This is a genomic window from Stagnimonas aquatica (assembly GCF_003730135.1).
GTDB lineage: Bacteria > Pseudomonadota > Gammaproteobacteria > Nevskiales > Nevskiaceae > Stagnimonas > Stagnimonas aquatica.
Genome location: NZ_RJVO01000001.1, coordinates 297,940 through 316,551 on the forward strand (window position 1 = coordinate 297,940; position 18,612 = coordinate 316,551).

An 18,612-nucleotide genomic window follows, 5' to 3' on the forward strand; every position below is an offset into this window, starting at 1 on the left:
GCCGCCGACGCCAGACCGGCCCACTCGCAGGGTCGGATTTGCCATGCCAAGCTGCCAGCCCTTGCGGCCTACAGGAAGCCTTGCAGCCATGATTACCGTCCACCACCTCAACAATTCCCGCTCCCAGCGGGTGCTCTGGCTGCTGGAGGAGCTGGGCCTGGGATACCGGGTGCAGCGCTACCAGCGCGACGCCCGGACCATGCTGGCGCCACCGGAGCTGCGCGCCGTGCATCCGCTCGGCAAGTCGCCGGTGATCGGCGATGGCGCGGTCACTGTCGCGGAGTCAGGCGCGATCATCGAATACCTGCTGGAGACCTACGGCCAGGGCCGGCTGCAGCCGCCGCCCGGCAGCCCGGAAAGGCTGCGCTACCGCTACTGGCTGCATTACGCCGAGGGCTCGGCGATGACGCCGCTGCTGCTGAAGCTGATCTTCAGCCGCCTGCCCCAGCAGCCGATGCCGTTCTTCGTGCGGCCGGTGGCGCGCGCCATCGCCAACGGCGCGCTGAAGAGCTTCGTCGATCCGCAGGTGCAGCTGCACCTCGACTATCTGGACGCGGAGCTGGGCCGGCACCGCTGGTTCGCCGGCGAGGCGTTCAGCGCCGCCGACATCCAGCTGAGCTTCCCGATTGAAGCCGCAGGCGCGCGCGGGGGACTCGATCAGCGCTGGCCGCGGTTGCAGGCCTTCCTGAAGGAAATCCAGCGCCGGCCGGCCTACCAGCGGGCACTGGAAGCCGGCGGCCCCTACGAGCTGCTCAGCTAAGCCGGGCACGGTCGGCAGCGCCGCTGCCCGCCGTGAGCGGTGGCGCTTTAGTGGCGCAGACCCTTGACCCGCACCTTGAAGTCCATCGCCGGGCCGGGGGTCGGCGCGGTCTTGGTCTTCATCACGTAGTTTGGCGACTCCAGCTCCAGATCCAGCTTGTAGAACAGCCGCGCCATCGACAGCGCGATCTGCACTTCCGCCAGGCTCTTGCCCAGGCAGGTGTGCGGGCCACGGCCGTAGGGCGAGTAGGCGCCGGCCTTGAGGTGCTCGGCGCGCGGCTTCTGGTAGCGGTCGATGTCGAACTTGCGCGCCTCCGGGTAGTACTCGTCCATGAAGTGCGGGACGCTGGTGCCGATGTAGATCATCTCGCCTTCCTTGATCTGGTGACCTTCGAAGACGAAATCCTTGGTGGCGGTACGCATCTGCGCCACCGCGATCGGGTACAGGCGCATGGTTTCCATGATCGCGCCCTGCAGCGAGGGCAGCTTCTTCAGCAGGCCGTCCTCGTCGACATCGCCTTCGGCGAACAGGGCATCGACCTCGGCCAGCACCCGCGCCTTCACCTCGGGATGCTTGAGCACGGTGTAGACGATGGCGGCGGTGGTGTTGGCGACGGTGTCGAGACCGGCGACGTAGGGGCCGGTCAGGGTCACGATCAGGTTGTTCTCCGGCATCACTTCCGGCTGCTCGACGTGGGCCGCGTAAACGTCGTCGATCAGGTTGCGCTCTTCCGGCTTGATCTTGCCGTAGCGCGCCTTGGCGTTGGCGATCATCTGCTCACCCAGCTCGAACACCCGCGCCTTGGCCTTCTTGTACTGCGGCCGCTTGAGCAGGATCTTCGGACGCTGACGGGTGACCAGCACGTTGAGGATGTAGAGGATGGTGGTGCGGATGTCCTTCACGTACTCCAGCGGCGCGGCGCCGGTGAGGATGGTGCCGAGCTGGTCGACCACCATGTACTGCATCGCCTCGACCACCGGGATGTCCTTGCCCACCGGCCAGTCGCGCTTCATCGCGCCGTCGGTGATCGCCACCAGCTCGTTGTAGCGGCCCTTGATCGACTCCTTGGAGTAGCCGTTGCGCATGATGTCGCGCAGCTGCTTGTGGCTCTCGCCATCTTCGCCGGTGAGGATCTTGGTGGCGCCGTACTCGTTGACCAGACCGGCCCAGAACTCCTTGGAGCGCAGCGACTCCTTGCCCTCGCGGGTGCCGAGGAAATTGGCGGCCTCGATGCCGGCCATCAGCACGTACTTCTCGCCCAGCACCGACAGCCGGCACACCGGCCCGTAGGTGCGGTAGCAGTCGACGAAGAACTGCGCCGGATCCTTGGCCAGGCCGAGCAGGCTGCCGATGAAGGGGAGACCGGGGACAACCGGGGTTTCGCGCAGGGCGACGGGTTCGGCGACGGATGACATACGGATTCTCCTCAGGGCCTCGGGCGGGCGTGGTTCCGGAATTTCGAGAACTCTCTCCCAATATTCCACCGCCCGAATACCCGGATTACGGCTTGACGGCGCCCGGGACTTGTGTCTCTGCCGGTCAGGCCTCGCGGCGCACGTCGGCCTCGGCGATCGACTGCTCCACCAGCCCGGAGCGCCACAGCCAGGCGTAGAGCAGCACGCCCGGCAGCGCCACCAGGGTGGTCAGCAGGTAGAAATCGACGTAGCCGAAGCTCTCGATCAGCGCGCCAGCGCTGGTGCCGGTGAGGAAGCGGCCGACGATGGACGCCGCCGCCGACAGCAGCGCGAACTGGGTGGCGGTGAAGGCCAGATTGCAGAGCGCCGAGAGATAGGCCACCACCACCACGCCGCCGATGCCGCTGGCGATGTTCTCGAAGCCGATGGTGAAGGCCAGGAAGGCATTGCTGTGACCGATGCCGGCCAGCGCCGCGAAGGAGAGATTGGACACCGCCATCAGCACCAGGCTCAGCAGCACCGCGCGCTTCATGCCCAGGCGCGCGTAGAGCACGCCGCCGATGAAGATGCCGACCAGGTAGGCGATGAAGCCGAAGCCGACATCGTAGGTGGCGATCTCCTCGTTGCTGAAGCCGAGGTCGTCCAGCAGCAGGCGCACGGTGAGATTGGCGAGGGTGTCGCCGATCTTGTGCAGCAGCACGAACAGCAGCACCAGCCAGGCGCCGCGCCGGCGGAAGAACTCCACCAACGGCGTCAGCACCGCGTCCAGCGCCTCGCCCAGGCCGCGCCGGCGCGACGGCGGCGCGTGGTGGCGCGGCGGCTCGCCCATGAACAGGCCGGCCAGCACCGCCGGCAGCGCGAAGGCGGCGCAGAACAGATAGGCCAGGCCCCAGCCACCGCGATCCGCCACCAGCAGCGCCAGCGCGCCGGCCGACACCGAGCCGATGCGCCAGCCGTATTGCGACATGCCCGAGCCGATGCCGAGTTGCTGCGGCTCCAGCAGCTCGATGCGGTAGGCGTCGATGACGATGTCGAAGGTCGCGCCGGCGACGCCGACCAGGACCGCCGCCAGCGCCACCGTGCTCAGGCTGGCATTGGGGTCGGTGAAGCCCAGAAAGCTCACCGCCGCCGCCACGGCGGCCGCCGACAGCCACAGCCAGGAGCGGCGCTGGCCGTAGCGGCCGAGCAGCGGCAGGCGCGCGCGGTCCACCAGCGGCGCCCACAGGAACTTGAAGTTGTAGACCAGGAAGGCGAGCGAGAAGGCGGTGACGCTCTTCTTGCTGATGCCGTCCTGCGCCAGCCGCGTGGTCAGCGTCGCGCCGATCATCGCGTAGGGAAAGCCGGAGGAGATGCCCAGCAGCAGCGCGGCGAGCGGAGCGGATTCGAAATAGGGGCGCAGCGAGGCCGGCAGGCGGTCGCGCAGTCGGGAGAGCGCAGTGGTCATGCGCGGCATGCTAGCCGGAAACCGCGCGCCGGCCGCGCCCGCAATCAGGCCAGCGGCGTCGCCGGTTCGGCGGCGGCCACCGCCTCCAGCAGGGTCTTGAAGTGGGCGGCGGAAGCGGTGCCGGAATGCACCGCCCGGCCGCTGCCGTAGACCGGCATCATCAGCCGCACCACATCGCGGTCGCGCGACACCTGGCGCGCACCCAGCGCCAGCAGATGGCGGATGAAGCGCTCGTTGTCGGCGGAGACGTCGTAGATGAACTGCTTGAGTCCGGCCACATGGCCCGCCCGGTGCAGACAGGCGTGCAGCAACTGACCGACGCCGCGTCCCTGGTACTGGTCGAGGATGGTGATGCCGACCTCGGCGATGCGGGAGTCGCCATCCAGCCGGATGCAGCGCGCCACGCCCACACCCGGCTCCTCCGGCTGCGCGAGATTCAGCGCCCCGTAGGCGAGGTGCAGGCGGCCGTCGGGACGGGTGAGGAATTCCAGCTGCTTGGACGACAGGCCACTGAGCTGCCCGAAGAAGCGCATCCGCCGCGACGCTTCGGAAAGCTGCTGGTAGCCGGCCTCGAAGCGCGGCGCGTGCTCGGGCCGGACCGGCGAGACCTGCACCCGCAGGCCGTCGTCGAAACGGTAGTTGAACGTGCCCGGAGGCTTGGCGAGCCAGCGCTTAAACATGAACGCCACCCTAGCAAAGCCGGGGCCAGCCCCCCGCGCATCCAAGACGAACCGCCCTGCGCGGCAGGATCAACGGCGCTTGTATTGATTAAATATTTCAACCATTATTTAAATATGGAACTGAAAACCGCCGTTGCCGCCCTCGCCGCCCTGGCCCAGGAAACCCGCCTGGCCGCCTACCGCCTGCTGGTGCAGGCCGGCCCGGCCGGGCTCGCCGCCGGCCGCATCGCCGAGGCGCTGTCGGTGTCGCCGGCCAGCCTGTCCTTCCACCTCAAGGAAATGGCCTATGCCGGGCTGATCCAGGCCCGGCAGGACGGCCGCTACATCATCTACAGCGCCCACTTCGAGCAGATGACTGCCCTGCTCGCCTACCTCAGCGAGAACTGCTGCGCCGGTGCCGGCCCGGAGGCCGCCAACACCGCCTGCTGCCCGCCGAAATCCACCGGAGACTCACCATGACCGCCGCCCCGCCCAGCGCCGGCAAGCGCTTTCACGTCCATGTCTCGGTCGCCGACCTCGCCGCCAACATCCGCTACTACAGCGCCCTGTTCGGCGCCGCGCCGACGGTGATAAAGCCCGACTACGCCAAGTGGATGCTCGACGACCCGCGCCTCAACTTCGCGATCTCCGCCCGCGGCGCCCAGCCCGGCCTCGATCATCTGGGCTTGCAGGTGAATAGCCCCGAGGAACTCGCCGCCCAGCGCCAGCGCCTACAGGGCGCCGAGCTAGCGCTGGAAGTAGAGGGCGAGACCACCTGCTGCTATGCGCGCTCAGACAAGCACTGGAGCCGCGATCCGCAGGGCATCGCCTGGGAGACTTTCCAGACCCTGGGCGCGGCGCCGACCTTCAATGGCGGCGCCACCGAGCCCGCTGCCAGCGCCTGCTGCCCGGCGCCGGCCGAGACCCTGGTCGCCCTGCCCGGTGGCAGCAAGCCAAAGATCGACAAGGGCGGCTGCGCACCGCGCAGCGGCTGCTGCTGAACACTCCGATCCAGCCCCCGACCGGTCCTTCCCATGGAACACCGCAAGCTCAACGTCCTGTTTCTCTGCACCGGCAACTCCGCCCGCTCACTCCTCGCCGAGGCGCTGATCAACCATCTGCCGGTCGGCGGCGGCAAGTTCGTCGGCTACTCCGCCGGCAGCCAGCCCAAGGGCCAGCCGCACCCGCTGGCGCTGGAAACCCTGGCCAGCCACGGCGTCAGCACCGCAGGCCTGCGCAGCAAGAGCTGGGACGAGTTCGCAGCACCCGGCGCGCCGGTGATGGACTTCGTGTTCACCGTCTGCGACAGCGCCGCCGGCGAGACCTGCCCCTATTGGCCGGGCCAGCCGGTGACCGCGCACTGGGGCCTGCCCGACCCGCCCGCCGCCGGCGACGAGGCGGCCCAGCGCCGCGCCTTCCGCGAGGCCTTCTTCACGCTGAAACGCCGCATAGAGCTGTTCGCCGCCCTGCCCTTCGACAAGCTCGATCATCTCAAGCTCGGCGAACAGGTGCGGCAGATCGGCCAGCAGCCGGCCCAGTAGGCCCGCACGATGAACCTGTTCGAGCGCGGCCTCACGCTCTGGGTGGCGCTGTGCATGCTCGCCGGCACCCTGCTCGGCCAGTGGCTGCCGGGCGCCTTCGCCGCCATCGGCCAGTTGGAGCTGGCCCAGGTCAATCTGCCGGTCGGCGCGCTGATCTGGCTGATGATCGTGCCCATGCTGGCGCGGGTGGATTTCTCCAGCCTCGGCCAGTTGCGCCGGCACTGGCGCGGCTTCGGCGTGACGCTGGCGGTCAACTGGCTGCTAAAGCCCTTGCTGATGGCGGCCCTGGCCGGGCTGTTCATCCGCCACTGGTTTGCCGACTGGCTGCCGGCCGATCAGCGGGACAGCTATGTCGCCGGCCTGATCCTGCTCGCCGCCGCGCCCTGCACGGCGATGGTCTTCGTCTGGAGCCGGCTGGTCGGCGGCGACGCCAATTACACGCTCAGCCAGGTGGCGCTCAACGACGCCCTGATGCTGCTGCTGTTCGCACCGCTGGTGGCGCTGCTGCTGGGCGTGGCGGCGGTGCCGGTGCCCTGGGCCACCCTGCTGCTCAGCGTCCTGCTCTACATCCTGCTGCCACTGGCCCTGGCCCAGGCCCTGCGCCGGCACTGGCGGCGGCGCGGCCCGGCGGAGCTGGAACGCCAACTGGCGCGGCTGGGCCCGGCCTCGATGCTGGCCCTGCTGGCGACCCTGGTGCTGCTGTTCGGCTTCCAGGGCAAGGCCTTGCTGGCACAACCGCTGACGGTAGTGCTGCTGGCACTGCCGATCAGCCTGCAGGTCGCGATCTCCTCGGCCACTGCCTATCTCGCCAACCGCGCGCTCGGCGAGCCGCATGCCATCGCTGGCCCCAGTTGCCTGATCGGCGCCAGCAATTTCTTCGAGCTGGCGGTGGCCGCCGCCATCGCCCTCTACGGCCTGCATTCCGGGGCGGCGCTGGCCACCGTGGTCGGGGTGCTGGTGGAGGTGCCGGCGATGCTGGCGGTGGTGGCCGTGGTCAACCGCAGCCGGAACTGGTATCGGCGAGCCGAGCTCCCTGGGAATTGAACGAACCGTCCGCGCCCCTTTTTGGGGCAGCGTAGAATCCGCGCCCTTGATCGTGCTTTCCGGCCCGTTGCCGACCGATGAATCACCACCAGACTCCCCATCCGCAGCCCGCTTCGCCGTCCGGCAATTCGGCCGCCCGGGGCGCGCGCCGCCGCCGTTCCAGCCTGAGCATCCGCGCCGCCACGCGCGAGGACTATCCGGCGGTGCTGGCGCTGCTGAGCGCCGCCCACCTGCCGCATAGCGATCTCACCGCCGAACATCTCGACCACTTCCTGCTCGCCGAGCGCGACGAGGAGCTGGAAGGCGTGGTCGGTCTCGAAGGCCAGGGTGAAGCGCGCCTGCTGCGCTCGCTGGCGGTGGCCGAGCGCGCCCAGGGCCACGGCCTGGGGCACCAGTTGCTGGAAGCGGCGGAAGCCAGCGCCCGCGCGCAGGGCGCCAACCGGCTGTGGCTGTTGACCACCACCGCCGAACCCTTCTTCGCGCGCGCCGGCTACGCCCGCGCCGAGCGTGAAACCGCGCCCAAGGCCCTGCGCCTGCTCACCGAGTTCACCAGCGTCTGTCCGTCCAACGCGGCGTGCATGACCAAGCTGCTGGGCTGAGGCGGCAAGGCGGCTGGATTCCCAAGGGCCTGGCAGCCTCTAGCGATTTGCCCTAGGGCCTATCACCAATTAGAACGTCGCTGCGTTGCCGGTCAAAAGCGCGTCAGGCAAGGCGCCGGCCGACGCGAAGGCTGGTTGCCTTCGCTAGGCGGGCAACGCCGCATGACGCGCTTTTGGCCAGCAACCCTTCGGGGCGGGACGGTTTTGGGGCATTGCTACGTCAGCCAGTGTTTCAATAGAGCCACTATTGCGCACACTGGCTTCCTTGCACTGCCCCAAAACCGCCTTCCGCCGCAGCGACGTTCTAATTGGTGACAGGCCCTAGGGGTGGCTGTTGAACCAGTTGAGGATTTCCACCGGCGCCATCTGGATCCACTGGTGGCCGACCTTGCAGTTGGCCTGGCTGTCGGCGTCGCAACGGGTGTCGCCCAGGAGCTTCAGGCCCCGGCTGTAGTCCACCACCGTGTAGGCCTTGCCGGCCAGCGCGGCGGCGTAGGGCAGCATGGTCGAGAGCGGCACGATGTCATCGCCGGCGCCGTGCAGGAACAGCGTCGGCGGGTGATCCGGAGGCAGCGCCGGCACCACGCAGCCACGGCCGGAGCAATTGGCGTAGGACGCCGACTGCACCGCCAGTGCCCGGAACCGGCTGGCGTAGTTGATCGCCATGCGACTGCTGTTGTAGCCGCCGCTGGAAATCCCCGCCGCGTAGAGCCGGTTGCCATTCAGCTTGGCGCCGAAGCCGCTGCCCGCCTGACTGGCGTCGATCACCGCGAACAGCGCCTGGAAGAACTGTCCGTCGGCCGTGCCGGGATACTGCTCGGCGGTCGGCCCCTTGTTCTCGGTGCAGCCGCCGGCCGGACAGGCCGACATGTTGTTGGTCTGCCAGGCGGTGCTGACGCTGGTCGCCGGCGGCGCCAGCACCGCGTAGCCGGCGGCGAGCAGGTCGCGCAGGACCTGCACCTGGTAGTAGTTGCCGAAGCTCAGTGCCCCAGTGGAGCTGGCCGGCGCGGTCCAGGAGATCAGGCCGCCGGTGCCGTGATACAGCAGCACCACCGGCCAGCCACCCACCGGCGCGGTCCCGGCCGGCAACTGGTAGCGCACCTCCCTGGAGGGGCTGCCGACGCCGAGCGACTGGTACTCGCAAGTGATCCGGCCGAACAGGTTTTCGCTACAGGCGGAGCCGCTCTGCGCCTGGGCGCCAGCGGCAGTCAGCAGCAACAGCAGTACGAGCAGTGGGCGCATCGGAGGTCTCGCTGGCGGAGCACCACGGAACCCTAACCCGGCGCCACGGCCGGGCGCCAGTCAACGGACTTCGGCGTTGCGCGAGCAATCGGTGACGTGACTGCCGCAATGGCCGGCGTAGAGCCGCTCCACCTCTGCCGCGTGCACCTTGGCGATCACCCCGCGACGCGCCTTGTGGGTGCTGGTGAGCTGGCCGTTGGCGAGGGTGAACGGCGGCACCCAGGCCAGCCGCAGGATCTGGTGGCTGGCGGGCAGGTCGGCGAGCTTTTCCCGGCACAGGTTGAACAAGGCCTTTTCCAGCGCCGCACGGGTCTCGGCATCGTCGAAACCAGCCGGCAGACCCAGGCTCTGGCGCAGCGCCGCGAAGCGGTTGGCATCGGGCACCACCAGGGCGATCAGATAGGGCCGGGACTCGCCCAGCACCACCGCCTGCTCGAACAGCGGCTCGGCGCAGAGGCGCGCCTCGATCTCGCAGGGCGCGGCCTTGACCCCGGTGCTCATCACCAGGATGTCCTTGATGCGGCCGGTGAGGTAGAGCTTGTCGCAACACAGGCGGCTGACCTTGTCGCCGGTGTGCAGCCAGCCGGCTTCGTCGAGCACCGCGCGGGTCGCCGCCTCGTCGTGCCAGTAGCCGCGCATCAGCGAGGGGCTGCGCACCCACAGCTCGCCATCGGGGCCGATCCGGGTTTCGACGTTGTCGAGCGGCGCCCCTGCGGATTCCGGGTCGGCATCGCCCGGGCGGTTGACGCTGACCACCGGCCCGGCCTCGGTGAGGCCGTAGCCCTGCAATACCGGCAAGCCCAGCGCCGCGAAGCTGCGGGCGATGTGCGCGGACAGCGGCGCGCCGCCGGAGATGGCCATGCGCAGGCGGCCGCCGAGTCCGGCGCGCACCGCCTCGATCACCCCGCCGGTGAGCCGGCGCGAAAAGCGCTGGCGGGCGCTGCCCGAGGGGATGCCGGCCGACTGCACCGCCAGATGGAACAGCGCGCGCTTGTGCAGCGGACCATCGTCAACGCCACGCAGCAGACGCGCGTACAGGCGCTCGTAGACCCGGGGCACCGCCAGCATGCCGGTGGGCCGCAGCAGACGCAGGTCCTCAGCCAGGTGCTCGGGGCCGCGCGAATAGGCGGTCTCGGCACCGGCGAGCACCGCGCCGTGCCAGCCGGCGACACGCTCGAAGGAATGCGACAGCGGCAGCAGCGACAGCAGGCGATCGTCGGCGCGCATGCGCAGGGCCCGGGCACAGGCGAAGACATTGGCCAGCAAGGCGCCGTGGCTGAGCATGGCGCCGCGCGCGCGGCCGGTGGTGCCGGAGGTGTAGACCAGGCCGGCCAGCGCCTCGCGATCCGCCGGCGGACGCCGGTAATCGACCCCGGCGCCGAGAAAGCCGGCCAGGGTCGCGCTGCGTTCGCCCTCAGCCGGGCCGCGCTGGATCACCGCCTGCCGCAAGGCCGGCAGCGGCGCCTGCGCGCGCAGAGCCTCCCAGGCGGCGGCCTCGCGCAGGAACACCAGGCTGGCGCCGGAATCTTGAAGGATGTGGGCGGCACTGCCGACGGTGTCCTGCACATAGATGCCGACCGCGACCAGTCCCAGACGGTGAATGGCCTGCTCGGCGGCCACCCAGTCGGGACCGTTGTCGAGCTGGATCGCCACCCGCGCACCGGGTTCCAGCGCCTGCGCCGCGAGGCCACGGGCGAAGGCCTCGACGCGGGCGTCGAGACCGGCCCAGTCGAGACTGCGCCAGTCGCGCGCCTCGGCGTCGAACCAGCGGCAGGCGGCGCCCTGCGGAGTCAGCCGCACCCGGGCATCGAACAGCGCCGCCACGCTGTCGATCTCGCTTTCGGCGATCCCGGCTAACGGCGCTTCGATGAGGGACAGACTTTCGCGGGCTATCGCCATGGAGAAACTCCTCTAGACCCCGAGCCAGGATTTGCGTCGGCTTGCGACGGCCGGGTCCGGAGCCTCGATCAGACTCAACGTCCAGGTGTCGGCGGGCGCCGGCTCCGGACAGATCGCGGCGCGCATCAGCTCGTCGCCGCGGAACCACAACAATTCGGCCGGCACATTGCTCTTCAGCGCGTCGATGCGGCGCGAAAACTGACCGGCGGTGAGCTTCAGGCCGTCGAGCGCCAGCAACTGGTCGCCAACGGCCAGCCCGGCCCGCTGGGCGGCGGAGCCAGCCAGCACCTGCGCGACGCTGCCGTCGCCCTTCAGCTTCAGGCCCAGGGTCTGCTTCTGCGCGCTGCCGCTGCTGCGACCGCCCAGGTCCTGCTCGCCGGTGGCGGCACGGCGCTCGGCACGCACGCCGAAATCGGCCAGGGTTTCCGCCAGCGGCAATTCATCGGTGCCGCGCAGGGCGCTATCGAAGAACGCGCGCAGCTTGAGGCCCGACAGCTCGGCGGCGATTGCTTCCAGCGCGCCCTCCGGCGCCGGCCGGTCGTGACGGCCGTAGCGGCTCCACAGGGCCTGCATGACGGCATCGAGCGTCACCGCCGAATCGCGGCGCAGGATCAGGTCCAGGCAGAGCGCCACCAGCGCGCCCTTCACGTAGTAATTGGTGCTGGCGTTGGGGCTGTTGTCGTCGGGCTGGTAGTACTTGATCCAGGCCTCGAAGCTGGCGTCGGCCAGCGTGTGCACCCGGCGCGCCGGCGTACGCTCCAGCCGGGTGGCGGCCTCGGCGAGCAGATCGAGATAGACCGGCGCTTCGATCAGCCCGGCGCGCAGCAGGAACAGATCGTCGTAATAGCTGGTGACGCCCTCGTAGTGCCAGAGATCGCGCGAGTAGGCCGGGCCGGAAAGATCGCTCTCGGCGAACGACGCCGGGGTGATGCGCTTGACGTTCCAGAGGTGGAAATACTCGTGGCTCACCAGCCCGAGGAAGGTCCGGTATTCCTTGCCGAGGCCGCTGTCGCCGGGGCGCGGCAGGTCGTTGCGGGAGCAGACCAGGGCGGTGGATTCGCGGTGTTCCAGGCCGCCGTAGCCGCCGGCGGTGACATTGGTCAGAAACCAGTAGCGCGGCATCGCCGGCTCGCCGCCGAACATCGCGCGCTGGGCGGCGCAGATCTTCGCAATGTCCGCCGCCAGCCGCGCCTCGTCGGGCTCGCAGCGGCCGGACAGGGTGAGCGTGTGCGGCAGATCGCCGGCAACGAAGTCGATGCGCCGGAACGCCGCCATCTCCACCGGGCTGTCGATCAGGGTTTCGTAGTCGGGCGCGGCATAGCGGCCGAAGCCAGCGGCGTCGATGCGCAGCGGCGTCAGCGCGGTGGCCAGTCGCCAGTCGGCGCAGTCGGCGTCGTCCGGGCGGGCGATCTCCAGCTCGAAGCCGGCGTATTCGTAGCCCTGCGGGCAGTAGACCAGCGAGGAGGCGTTGAAGAAGCCACGGCGCACGTCCAGCCAGGCCTTGCGCACCGAGTCGTCGAGCGCGTGGACCCGATAGGTGAGTTCGATCTCGCCGCCGGCCGCGCTGGCGGGCACCCGCAACCGGGACTTGTCGAGCCGCTCGACGGCCACCGCCTGCCCGCCCCGGACGGCCTGGAGATCGAACAGGTGCTTGGCGAAGTCGCGCACTAAATAACTGCCGCGAATCCAGGCTGGCAGGCGGAATTCGAGGGCATCCGTACCCGCCGTGACACGCAGGCGGACCTGGTACTGATGGGCGCGTGGGTCGGCTCTGACGGCGACCTGCACAGCCGGAAGGGAGACGGCCAAAGTGTGATCGGGTTGGCGAAAAGACCGGCAGTTTACTCCCGCGCTCCGGCGCCGGGCAGCCCCCTTCCATCAGCCCGATGACGGGCTTTGTAACCAAACCGTCGCCGGGCCTTCACACGGGCTTTTTAGAGTCCGCCCGCTGCGCCTAGACGCCGCCCAGATCCCAGCACCAAACCAGCAAGGAACCCCCATGTCTCTCGACCGGCACGAACACGACACCGAGAACGTCGACCACGGCGACGTCCTGAACTCCCCCAACTACTTCGGCAACGTCCTGTCGGCGACCATGAACCGTCGCGAAGTGATGCGCGGCGGTCTCTCCGCCGCCGTGGCGGCCGGCTTCGCCGGCAGCGCGCTGAGCGCCTGCGGCGGCGACGGCCCCGGCAGCGGCGCGGTGGTCGGCACCAAGAATGTCGCCCGCAGCCTCGAAGACCGCGTGCTGATCCCCTCCGACTACAGCGCCTCGGTGCTGTTCGCCACCGGCGATCTCATCAACGCCGCCGGCGGCGACAAGAAGTTGCAGGACATCACCGGCGACGAGATGGCGGTGCGTGCCGGTGACCACCACGACGGCATGTACTACTTCGGCCTCAACGCCGCCGGCGCGCTCGACCGCAACGGCAGCGACCGTGGCGTGATCGCCATCAACTTCGAGAACATCAATCAGCAGTTCCTGCACGCCGCCGGCGCGACCGTGGATGCCAGCGGCAACCGCACGGTCGCCGACGAGGTGGTGAAGGAAATCAACGCCCACGGCGTTGGCCTGATCGAGGTGAAGAAGAACGCCGGCAAGTTCGAAGTGGTCGCCGGTTCGGCGCTGTCGCGCCGCATCACCCCGGAAACCGAGGCCAAGTTCGCCGGTCCGGTCGCCGGCTCCAAGTGGGTGAAGACCAAGTACTCCACCGACGGCCTGAAGAGCCGTGGCACGCTCAACAACTGCGCCTACGGCTACACCCCCTGGGGCACCTACCTGACCTGCGAGGAAAACTGGGCCGGCTACTTCGACAACGCCAGCGAGGCGGCTCCCGGCGTCGAGTACAGCCGCTATGGCATCAGCAAGGGCCAGAAGGGCAGCTACCGCTGGGCCACCGCCGGCAGCGACGACCGCTTCGCGCGCTGGCAGCTCAACAGCGTGGGCGCCGACGCCAGCGCCGACTACCGCAACGAGGCCAATACCTTTGGCTGGGTGGTGGAGATCGACCCGATCAACGCCGCCGTCACCCCGGTCAAGCGCACCACCTTCGGCCGCATGGCCCACGAGTGCGCCTATCCCTCGATCATCACCGCCGGCAAGAAGTTCGCGTTCTACATGGGCGACGATGCCCGCTTCGAGTACGTCTACAAGTTCGTGCCGAACAAGGCCTGGGACGCGGCCGACGCCACCGGCGGCGTCAGCGCCGGCGACAAGTACCTGAACGACGGCGTGCTCTACGTCGCCAAGTACAACGCCGATGGCACGGGCACCTGGATTCCGCTGGTCGCTGGCACCGGCGCGCTGACCGCCGCCAACGGCTTTGCCGATCAGGCCGAAGTGCTGGTGAAGACCCGCGCCGCCGCCGACGCGGTGGGCGCCACCAAGATGGACCGCCCGGAATGGTGCACCGTCGATCACGGCAGCGGCGACGTGTTCATCACGCTCACCAACAACACCAACCGTGGCGTCGGCACCAACCCCGGCGTGGACGCGGTCAACCCGCGCGCCGCCAATGCCTACGGCGAAGTGCTGCGCATGCGCGAAGCCGGCAGCGACCCCGCCGCCACCAGCTTCGCCTGGACCATCTTCGTGTTCGGCTCGCCGGCGACGCTGGCCGCCAGCAATCTGTCGGAGCTGACCGCCGACAACGACTTCGGCTCGCCGGACGGCCTCTGGGCGGACCCGCGCGGTCTGCTCTGGATCCAGACCGACAATCCGCACGGCAACGACATGGGCAAGCTCTGCAACAACCAGATGCTGGTCACCATCCCGCCGAGCGCCTTCGACGTGAAGCCGGTGATCAAGCGCTTCCTGGTCGGCCCAACGCAGTGCGAGCTGACCGGCATCGACATCACCCCGGACGGCAAGACCATGTTCGTCAACATCCAGCACCCGGGTGAAGACACCGCCGCCGCCGACGTCAACGCCGCCGACAGCAATGCCGCCAGCAAGTACAGCAGCGCCTGGCCCTACGACCGCAGCGACGCCACCAAGGCCGGCACCAAGGCCGGCCGGCCGCGCTCGGCCACTCTGGTCATCACCAAGAAGGACGGCGGCGTGATCGGCTTCTGATTCCGGTTTAACCCCGTGGTCTCTGGAGCCCGCGCAAGCGGGCTCTTTTTTGTCCGCGCTCCGGCACTCAGCCGCGACGGCGCAGCCAGACCTGGTACATGCCGCCGAAGCTGCGCGGCGCGTCGGCCTCGTAGGCGTCCCACTGCGCGGCATCCAGCCGCTCGGCCGGTCGGCCCAGTCGCCGCGCGGCCTGCTCGGCGACCGGGGCCGGCGCTTCCAGTTGCAGCCAGTCGAAGCCGGCCGCCTCGGCTTCGGCCAGGAATTCCGGCAGGCGGTAGTGCCGCTCGCGGCGGTTGAACAGCAGGTCGCGGCAACCGGCGCGCGAGTAGAAGTCGATGGATCCGACGATGGCCGGATCGGGACTGCCGTAGTCGCCGCGCAGATAGGCCGCGCGGCCTTGCCGCACCACCGCTTCATCGCCCTCGAAAGCCGGCGCTGGCCAAAGCTCGCGCAAGCGCCGGACCTCGGCGCGCGCACGGGCGCTGTAAACCGCCGCGCACAGCAGGCCGCCGGGGGCGAGTACCGAGGCCAGCGCCGCCAGTCCGGCGGCCGGGTCCGGCAGGTGGTGCAGCACGCCGATGCACTCGACCAGGTCGTAGCGCGCGCCGCTGCCGGTGAGGCTGAGCAGATCGGCGCAACGCCATTCCACGCCGCGCAGCCCGGCGGCGGCGCAGGCGCGCTGCGCGTAGGCCAGGCTGCTGCGGGAAAAGTCCAGCGCCTGCAGGCGCGCGCCGGGATAGCGGTCGGCGGCGCGCAGCAGTTGCTGGCCGCTGCCGCAGCCGGCGATCAGCACCCGGGGCCGCGCCGGCAGAAGGCGGGTGACCCCGGCGGGTGGCGGCCAGGGACGGCGCGGCTCGGCCTGCCAGCGCGGATAGGGATCGTCCTCGTACTGGGCGGCCAGCCCGGCATCGACGGTGGTGGCGGCCGGCCATGACCGCGCCAGTTCGGCCTCCGCCAAGGGCTCGGCCAGGAGTCGGCGCACCAGTTCGCCGGCTGGTAGCCGCGCCAGCACCGGCGCCCAGTCGCCAGGCTCGGGCGCCGCCGCCAGAAAGGCCCAGGCCAGCAGCGCCTCGGGTGGTGGCCGCCCTTGCGCGGCGGCGGCGATCAGCGAGGCGTGCGCAGCGGCGCGGACGGTGGCGTCGGTCGTCGGCAGGGCGAGGCGGCCGGTCTGCTGCGCCCACAGCGCCAGCGCGACCAACAAGCGCGGGTAGCGCTGGCAGGCCGCGCCGGCCTCGATCAGGAGCCGCGCGGCGAGCGCCGCCAGCAGAGCTTCCCAGCGCGGCTGCGGCAGCGGGCTGAGCGCCAGCAGACGGTGCAGCAAGAGGTCGGCTTCCAGCGCCGCCAGCACCGCCGTCGAAACCGGATCGGGCGCCGACAGGGCGGCCGCGACCGGCGGGCTCAGCGCCAGATACTCGGCCAGCGGCGCCGCCAGTTCGGCGGGCCGCGCCCAGACTTCGTCCAGCGCCAGAACCCAGACGCGGTCGATATCGGCATGCCGCGCCGCCGGGCGGTGCGCGCGCAGGAAGTCGAGCAGGCCATCGCAGCCGGCATGCGGCCGCGCGGCGCTGTCCAGGCTGGCGAGCAAGGCATCGAACTGCGCAGCCGTCAGGCCGGCGCGCGCCGCCTGATCGGCCCGGCGCAGCAGGTCCTTGAGGGTTTCGGGCGGCGCGGCGCGGGAGCTCACCGCGCCATGCTAGCCAGCCGGCATGACAGCTGGCGGACAAAAAAATGGGGCCGCGATGCACTCGCGGCCCCCAGAAAACCACCCAAGGAATTTTTACAACGCGGCTTCCAGGGTCAGGCCGACACCCCGGCCACGGCCGTCGATGCCGGAGGCGTGCTCGCGGTAGCTCTTGTCGAACAGGTTTTCACCGACCAGCTGCAGGCGCAGGCGCTCGCTGGGGCTCCAGCGCAGGGCGAGGTCGACCACCGCGAAGCCTGGCGTGCCGCCGTCGGCGATGCGGGCGTCGGTCTGATCCAGGCCGTCGAGACGGTGCTGGCTGTCGTTGAACCAGACGCTGGGCGCGATCACCAGCTTGGGCAGCGCCTGCCAGTCGAGACCGAGCACGCCGTTGAGCGGCGGGATGCGGTTGCCGGGCTCCTTGCTGCCATTGGCCAGCTCCTTCTCCGCCCAGGTGTAGTTGAGCGTGGCACGGGCGGTGATCCGGGCCAGCAACTGCTGCCGCAGCGAGCCTTCGAAACCGTAGTAGGTCGCGCTCGGCAGGTTCTCGGCCTGGTAGCAGCCGGCGGCGTCGGTGCAGCCCTGCTCGCCCTGCGGCACCACGCGGGTGGGGTTGTCGGTGGAAATCTGGTCGCGATAGCCGAAGTAGAAGATGCTGAACTCGCCGACCGTGCCGCCCGACCGGTACTTGAGGCCGGTGTCGAGCGACAGCAGGCTCTCCGGCTTGAGGTTGGTGTTGGCGACGAAGGGCCGCGCCGGGCTGCCGCCACGGTCGCCGACCAGGGCCAGGTCGAAGATGTTGGGCGCGCGATAACCACGGCCGAGGTTGCTGGTCCAGGCCAGACTCGGCGAGATCGCGTAGCGCAGGCCGAGCTGGGCGCTGTAGTCGGTGTTGTCCACCTCGCCAGCGATGGTGCGGTCGGACTCCGGCGCCGCCGGCAGCGTGGTGCTGGTGTAGTTGACGCGGCCACCGAGGTTGGCCTGCCAGGCCGGCGCGAAGGCCCAGAGGTCTTCCAGATAGACGCCGTAGTTGTCGGTGCTGGCACCGTTCGGGAAGCGGCTCTTGAAGCTGGTCGTTCCCGAGCTGGCGGTGTAGCTGGCGCCGCTGTTGCCGCTGCGCTGCTTGGTGCTGTCCACCGCGTCGCGGTACAGCTCGGTGCCGTAGCGCAGCGTGTGCTGCGGGTTCAGCACGGTCTGCGCGGCGACGGTGAGGCCATCGAGAGTCGAGCGGTTCTGCTCGCGGTCGTAGCGGGTCGGGTTGGCCGAGGGGTTGTCGAAGCGGTCGTCGTTGATGATCTGCCGGCCCAGATGCACTTCCAGACTGTCCACGAAAGCCAGCGGCGCGCTGTGCCGCCAGCGCAGGTGGTAGAAGGCGCGGTTGTTGTCGTAGATCGCCTGGATGCGCGAGGCCGGCGGCGGATTGGAGCCCGGCACCATCTCGTTGTAGCGGAACAGTTGCGGCACCTCGAAGTACTGCACCGCGAAGCTCAGTTCGTCCGCCGGCGTCGCCGCCCAGATCGCCTTGAAGTCGTAGGCGCGCGCGGTGTACTCGCCCGGCCCCACCGTGTCGCTGAGGCTGATGTTGCCGGCGCCGTCGGCGCTCTGGCCCAAGCCACCGATCTTGCGGTCGCCGTAGTTGGCGATGGTGTAGCCGGCGGCCAGTGAGAGCTTCTCGTTGCCGGCGGCGAGCTTCACCCGGCCGACCTTGGCGGAATCGGCGCTGCCGTAGTGCAGGCGGGTTTCGGCGGCGGTGCCGATCTGGCTGCCGCTGAAACGGGTTTCCGGCGTGCGCACCTGGATCACGCCGCCCATCGCGTCGGAGCCGTAGAGGGTGGAGCTGGGGCCGCGCACGATCTCGATCTGGTCGACGTTCCAGGGGTCGAGCAGGGCGATGTACTGGCTCGGCGCCGAGCGGAAGAAGGCATTGTTGAGGCGGAAGCCGTCGACCAGATGCAGCACGCCCGAGCCCTTGAGACCGCGGACGATGGCCATGCCCTGGCCGGGGCCGGTCTGCTGGAAGTACACGCCGGATTCGCCGCGCAGCAGCTCGCCCATCACCTGCGGGCTCTGGTTGCCGATGTCTTCGGCGCCGAGCACGGTGACCGGTTGCGCCACCTCGAAGCTGCTGGCGCTGCCACGGGTGGCGGTGACCTGGACGGGGTCGAGCAGGACGCTATCGGCGTAGGCCGGCGCGGCCACAAGGGCGGCGGCCACGGCGAGATGACGAGGGGTGAACATCGGGGCTCCCTGAAA

The 18,612-nt window shown here is 69.7% G+C and carries 15 protein-coding genes; 7 read left to right on the plus strand and 8 right to left on the minus strand.

Features of this window, described 5'->3' with window-relative positions; all coding sequences use genetic code 11:
- Nucleotides 1-88 precede the first annotated feature (88 nt).
- On the plus strand, nt 89-760 hold the full coding sequence (locus ED208_RS01330; RefSeq protein ID WP_123210054.1) for a glutathione S-transferase: 672 nt from the start codon (nt 89-91) through the stop codon (nt 758-760).
- Nucleotides 761-807: 47 nt separating this feature from the next.
- Here ED208_RS01330 and ED208_RS01335 read toward each other — a convergent pair whose 3' ends face one another.
- From ED208_RS01335 to ED208_RS01345, 3 genes are all read right to left on the minus strand, one after another.
- Nucleotides 808-2,175: a cytochrome P450 gene (locus ED208_RS01335; protein WP_123210055.1), complete on the minus strand. Its 1,368-nt coding sequence runs from the start codon at nt 2,173-2,175 to the stop codon at nt 808-810.
- 124 nt (nt 2,176-2,299) lie between these two features.
- On the minus strand, nt 2,300-3,619 hold the full coding sequence (locus tag ED208_RS01340) for an AmpG family muropeptide MFS transporter (protein ID WP_123210673.1): 1,320 nt from the start codon (nt 3,617-3,619) through the stop codon (nt 2,300-2,302).
- Between the two features lie 44 nt (nt 3,620-3,663).
- A complete protein-coding gene (locus ED208_RS01345; RefSeq protein WP_123210056.1) occupies nt 3,664-4,299 on the minus strand; it encodes a GNAT family N-acetyltransferase in 636 nt (211 codons plus the stop codon).
- Between the two features lie 114 nt (nt 4,300-4,413).
- On the opposite strand from ED208_RS01345, the gene ED208_RS01350 reads away from it, so the two are divergent.
- The 5 genes from ED208_RS01350 to arsN2 all read left to right on the plus strand — a co-directional run bounded on the left by ED208_RS01350 (nt 4,414) and on the right by arsN2 (nt 7,462).
- Nucleotides 4,414-4,758 (plus strand): ArsR/SmtB family transcription factor, encoded by a 345-nt coding sequence (locus ED208_RS01350; protein ID WP_123210057.1) that lies wholly within the window; start codon nt 4,414-4,416, stop codon nt 4,756-4,758.
- On the plus strand, nt 4,755-5,279 hold the full coding sequence (locus tag ED208_RS01355) for an ArsI/CadI family heavy metal resistance metalloenzyme (protein ID WP_123210058.1): 525 nt from the start codon (nt 4,755-4,757) through the stop codon (nt 5,277-5,279). Before ED208_RS01350 ends, ED208_RS01355 begins: the two co-directional genes overlap by 4 nt.
- 33 nt (nt 5,280-5,312) lie before the next feature.
- Nucleotides 5,313-5,819: an arsenate reductase ArsC gene (locus ED208_RS01360; RefSeq protein WP_123210059.1), complete on the plus strand. Its 507-nt coding sequence runs from the start codon at nt 5,313-5,315 to the stop codon at nt 5,817-5,819.
- A 9-nt stretch (nt 5,820-5,828) separates the two neighbouring features.
- Nucleotides 5,829-6,863 carry an ACR3 family arsenite efflux transporter gene (gene arsB, locus ED208_RS01365; RefSeq protein ID WP_123210060.1) on the plus strand — a complete coding sequence of 345 codons (1,035 nt, stop codon included), beginning with the start codon at nt 5,829-5,831 and terminating at the stop codon, nt 6,861-6,863.
- 77 nt (nt 6,864-6,940) lie between these two features.
- Nucleotides 6,941-7,462 carry an arsenic resistance N-acetyltransferase ArsN2 gene (gene arsN2, locus ED208_RS01370; protein ID WP_123210061.1) on the plus strand — a complete coding sequence of 174 codons (522 nt, stop codon included), beginning with the start codon at nt 6,941-6,943 and terminating at the stop codon, nt 7,460-7,462.
- Between the two features lie 321 nt (nt 7,463-7,783).
- On the opposite strand, the gene ED208_RS01375 is transcribed toward arsN2, so the two are convergent.
- Genes ED208_RS01375 through ED208_RS01385 form a run of 3 tightly spaced genes read right to left on the minus strand, consistent with a single transcriptional unit; the run spans nt 7,784 to nt 12,391 of the window.
- Nucleotides 7,784-8,704, minus strand: a complete 921-nt coding sequence (locus tag ED208_RS01375; protein WP_123210062.1) for an extracellular medium-chain-length polyhydroxyalkanoate depolymerase — start codon at nt 8,702-8,704, stop codon at nt 7,784-7,786.
- Between the two features lie 60 nt (nt 8,705-8,764).
- A complete protein-coding gene (locus ED208_RS01380) occupies nt 8,765-10,603 on the minus strand; it encodes an AMP-dependent synthetase/ligase (RefSeq protein ID WP_123210063.1) in 1,839 nt (612 codons plus the stop codon).
- Nucleotides 10,604-10,615: 12 nt separating this feature from the next.
- Complete coding sequence (locus ED208_RS01385; protein ID WP_123210674.1) at nt 10,616-12,391, minus strand: M61 family metallopeptidase; 1,776 nt, start codon at nt 12,389-12,391, stop codon at nt 10,616-10,618.
- Between the two features lie 211 nt (nt 12,392-12,602).
- Here ED208_RS01385 and ED208_RS01390 point away from each other — a divergent pair, with 211 nt between their 5' ends.
- Nucleotides 12,603-14,678 carry a PhoX family protein gene (locus ED208_RS01390; RefSeq protein ID WP_123210064.1) on the plus strand — a complete coding sequence of 692 codons (2,076 nt, stop codon included), beginning with the start codon at nt 12,603-12,605 and terminating at the stop codon, nt 14,676-14,678.
- Between the two features lie 67 nt (nt 14,679-14,745).
- Here ED208_RS01390 and ED208_RS01395 read toward each other — a convergent pair whose 3' ends face one another.
- Together ED208_RS01395 and ED208_RS01400 are read right to left on the minus strand one after the other, a co-directional pair.
- Entirely contained in the window at nt 14,746-16,362 is a 1,617-nt protein-coding gene (locus ED208_RS01395; RefSeq protein WP_123210065.1) for a class I SAM-dependent methyltransferase, read from the minus strand.
- A gap of 93 nt (nt 16,363-16,455) precedes the next feature.
- The gene (locus ED208_RS01400; RefSeq protein ID WP_123210066.1) at nt 16,456-18,597 is read right to left on the minus strand and encodes a TonB-dependent receptor plug domain-containing protein; all 2,142 of its coding nucleotides are present in this window, start codon (nt 18,595-18,597) and stop codon (nt 16,456-16,458) included.
- Between the last annotated feature and the right edge of the window lie 15 nt (nt 18,598-18,612).

Coding starts and splice junctions, on each gene's coding strand:
- ED208_RS01330 (WP_123210054.1), top strand. CDS start 89: ATGATTACCGTCCACCACCTCAACAATTCCCGCTCCCAGCGGGTGCTC.
- ED208_RS01335 (WP_123210055.1), bottom strand. CDS start 2,175: ATGTCATCCGTCGCCGAACCCGTCGCCCTGCGCGAAACCCCGGTTGTC.
- ED208_RS01340 (WP_123210673.1), bottom strand. CDS start 3,619: ATGACCACTGCGCTCTCCCGACTGCGCGACCGCCTGCCGGCCTCGCTG.
- ED208_RS01345 (WP_123210056.1), bottom strand. CDS start 4,299: ATGTTTAAGCGCTGGCTCGCCAAGCCTCCGGGCACGTTCAACTACCGT.
- ED208_RS01350 (WP_123210057.1), top strand. CDS start 4,414: ATGGAACTGAAAACCGCCGTTGCCGCCCTCGCCGCCCTGGCCCAGGAA.
- ED208_RS01355 (WP_123210058.1), top strand. CDS start 4,755: ATGACCGCCGCCCCGCCCAGCGCCGGCAAGCGCTTTCACGTCCATGTC.
- ED208_RS01360 (WP_123210059.1), top strand. CDS start 5,313: ATGGAACACCGCAAGCTCAACGTCCTGTTTCTCTGCACCGGCAACTCC.
- arsB (WP_123210060.1), top strand. CDS start 5,829: ATGAACCTGTTCGAGCGCGGCCTCACGCTCTGGGTGGCGCTGTGCATG.
- arsN2 (WP_123210061.1), top strand. CDS start 6,941: ATGAATCACCACCAGACTCCCCATCCGCAGCCCGCTTCGCCGTCCGGC.
- ED208_RS01375 (WP_123210062.1), bottom strand. CDS start 8,704: ATGCGCCCACTGCTCGTACTGCTGTTGCTGCTGACTGCCGCTGGCGCC.
- ED208_RS01380 (WP_123210063.1), bottom strand. CDS start 10,603: ATGGCGATAGCCCGCGAAAGTCTGTCCCTCATCGAAGCGCCGTTAGCC.
- ED208_RS01390 (WP_123210064.1), top strand. CDS start 12,603: ATGTCTCTCGACCGGCACGAACACGACACCGAGAACGTCGACCACGGC.
- ED208_RS01400 (WP_123210066.1), bottom strand. CDS start 18,597: ATGTTCACCCCTCGTCATCTCGCCGTGGCCGCCGCCCTTGTGGCCGCG.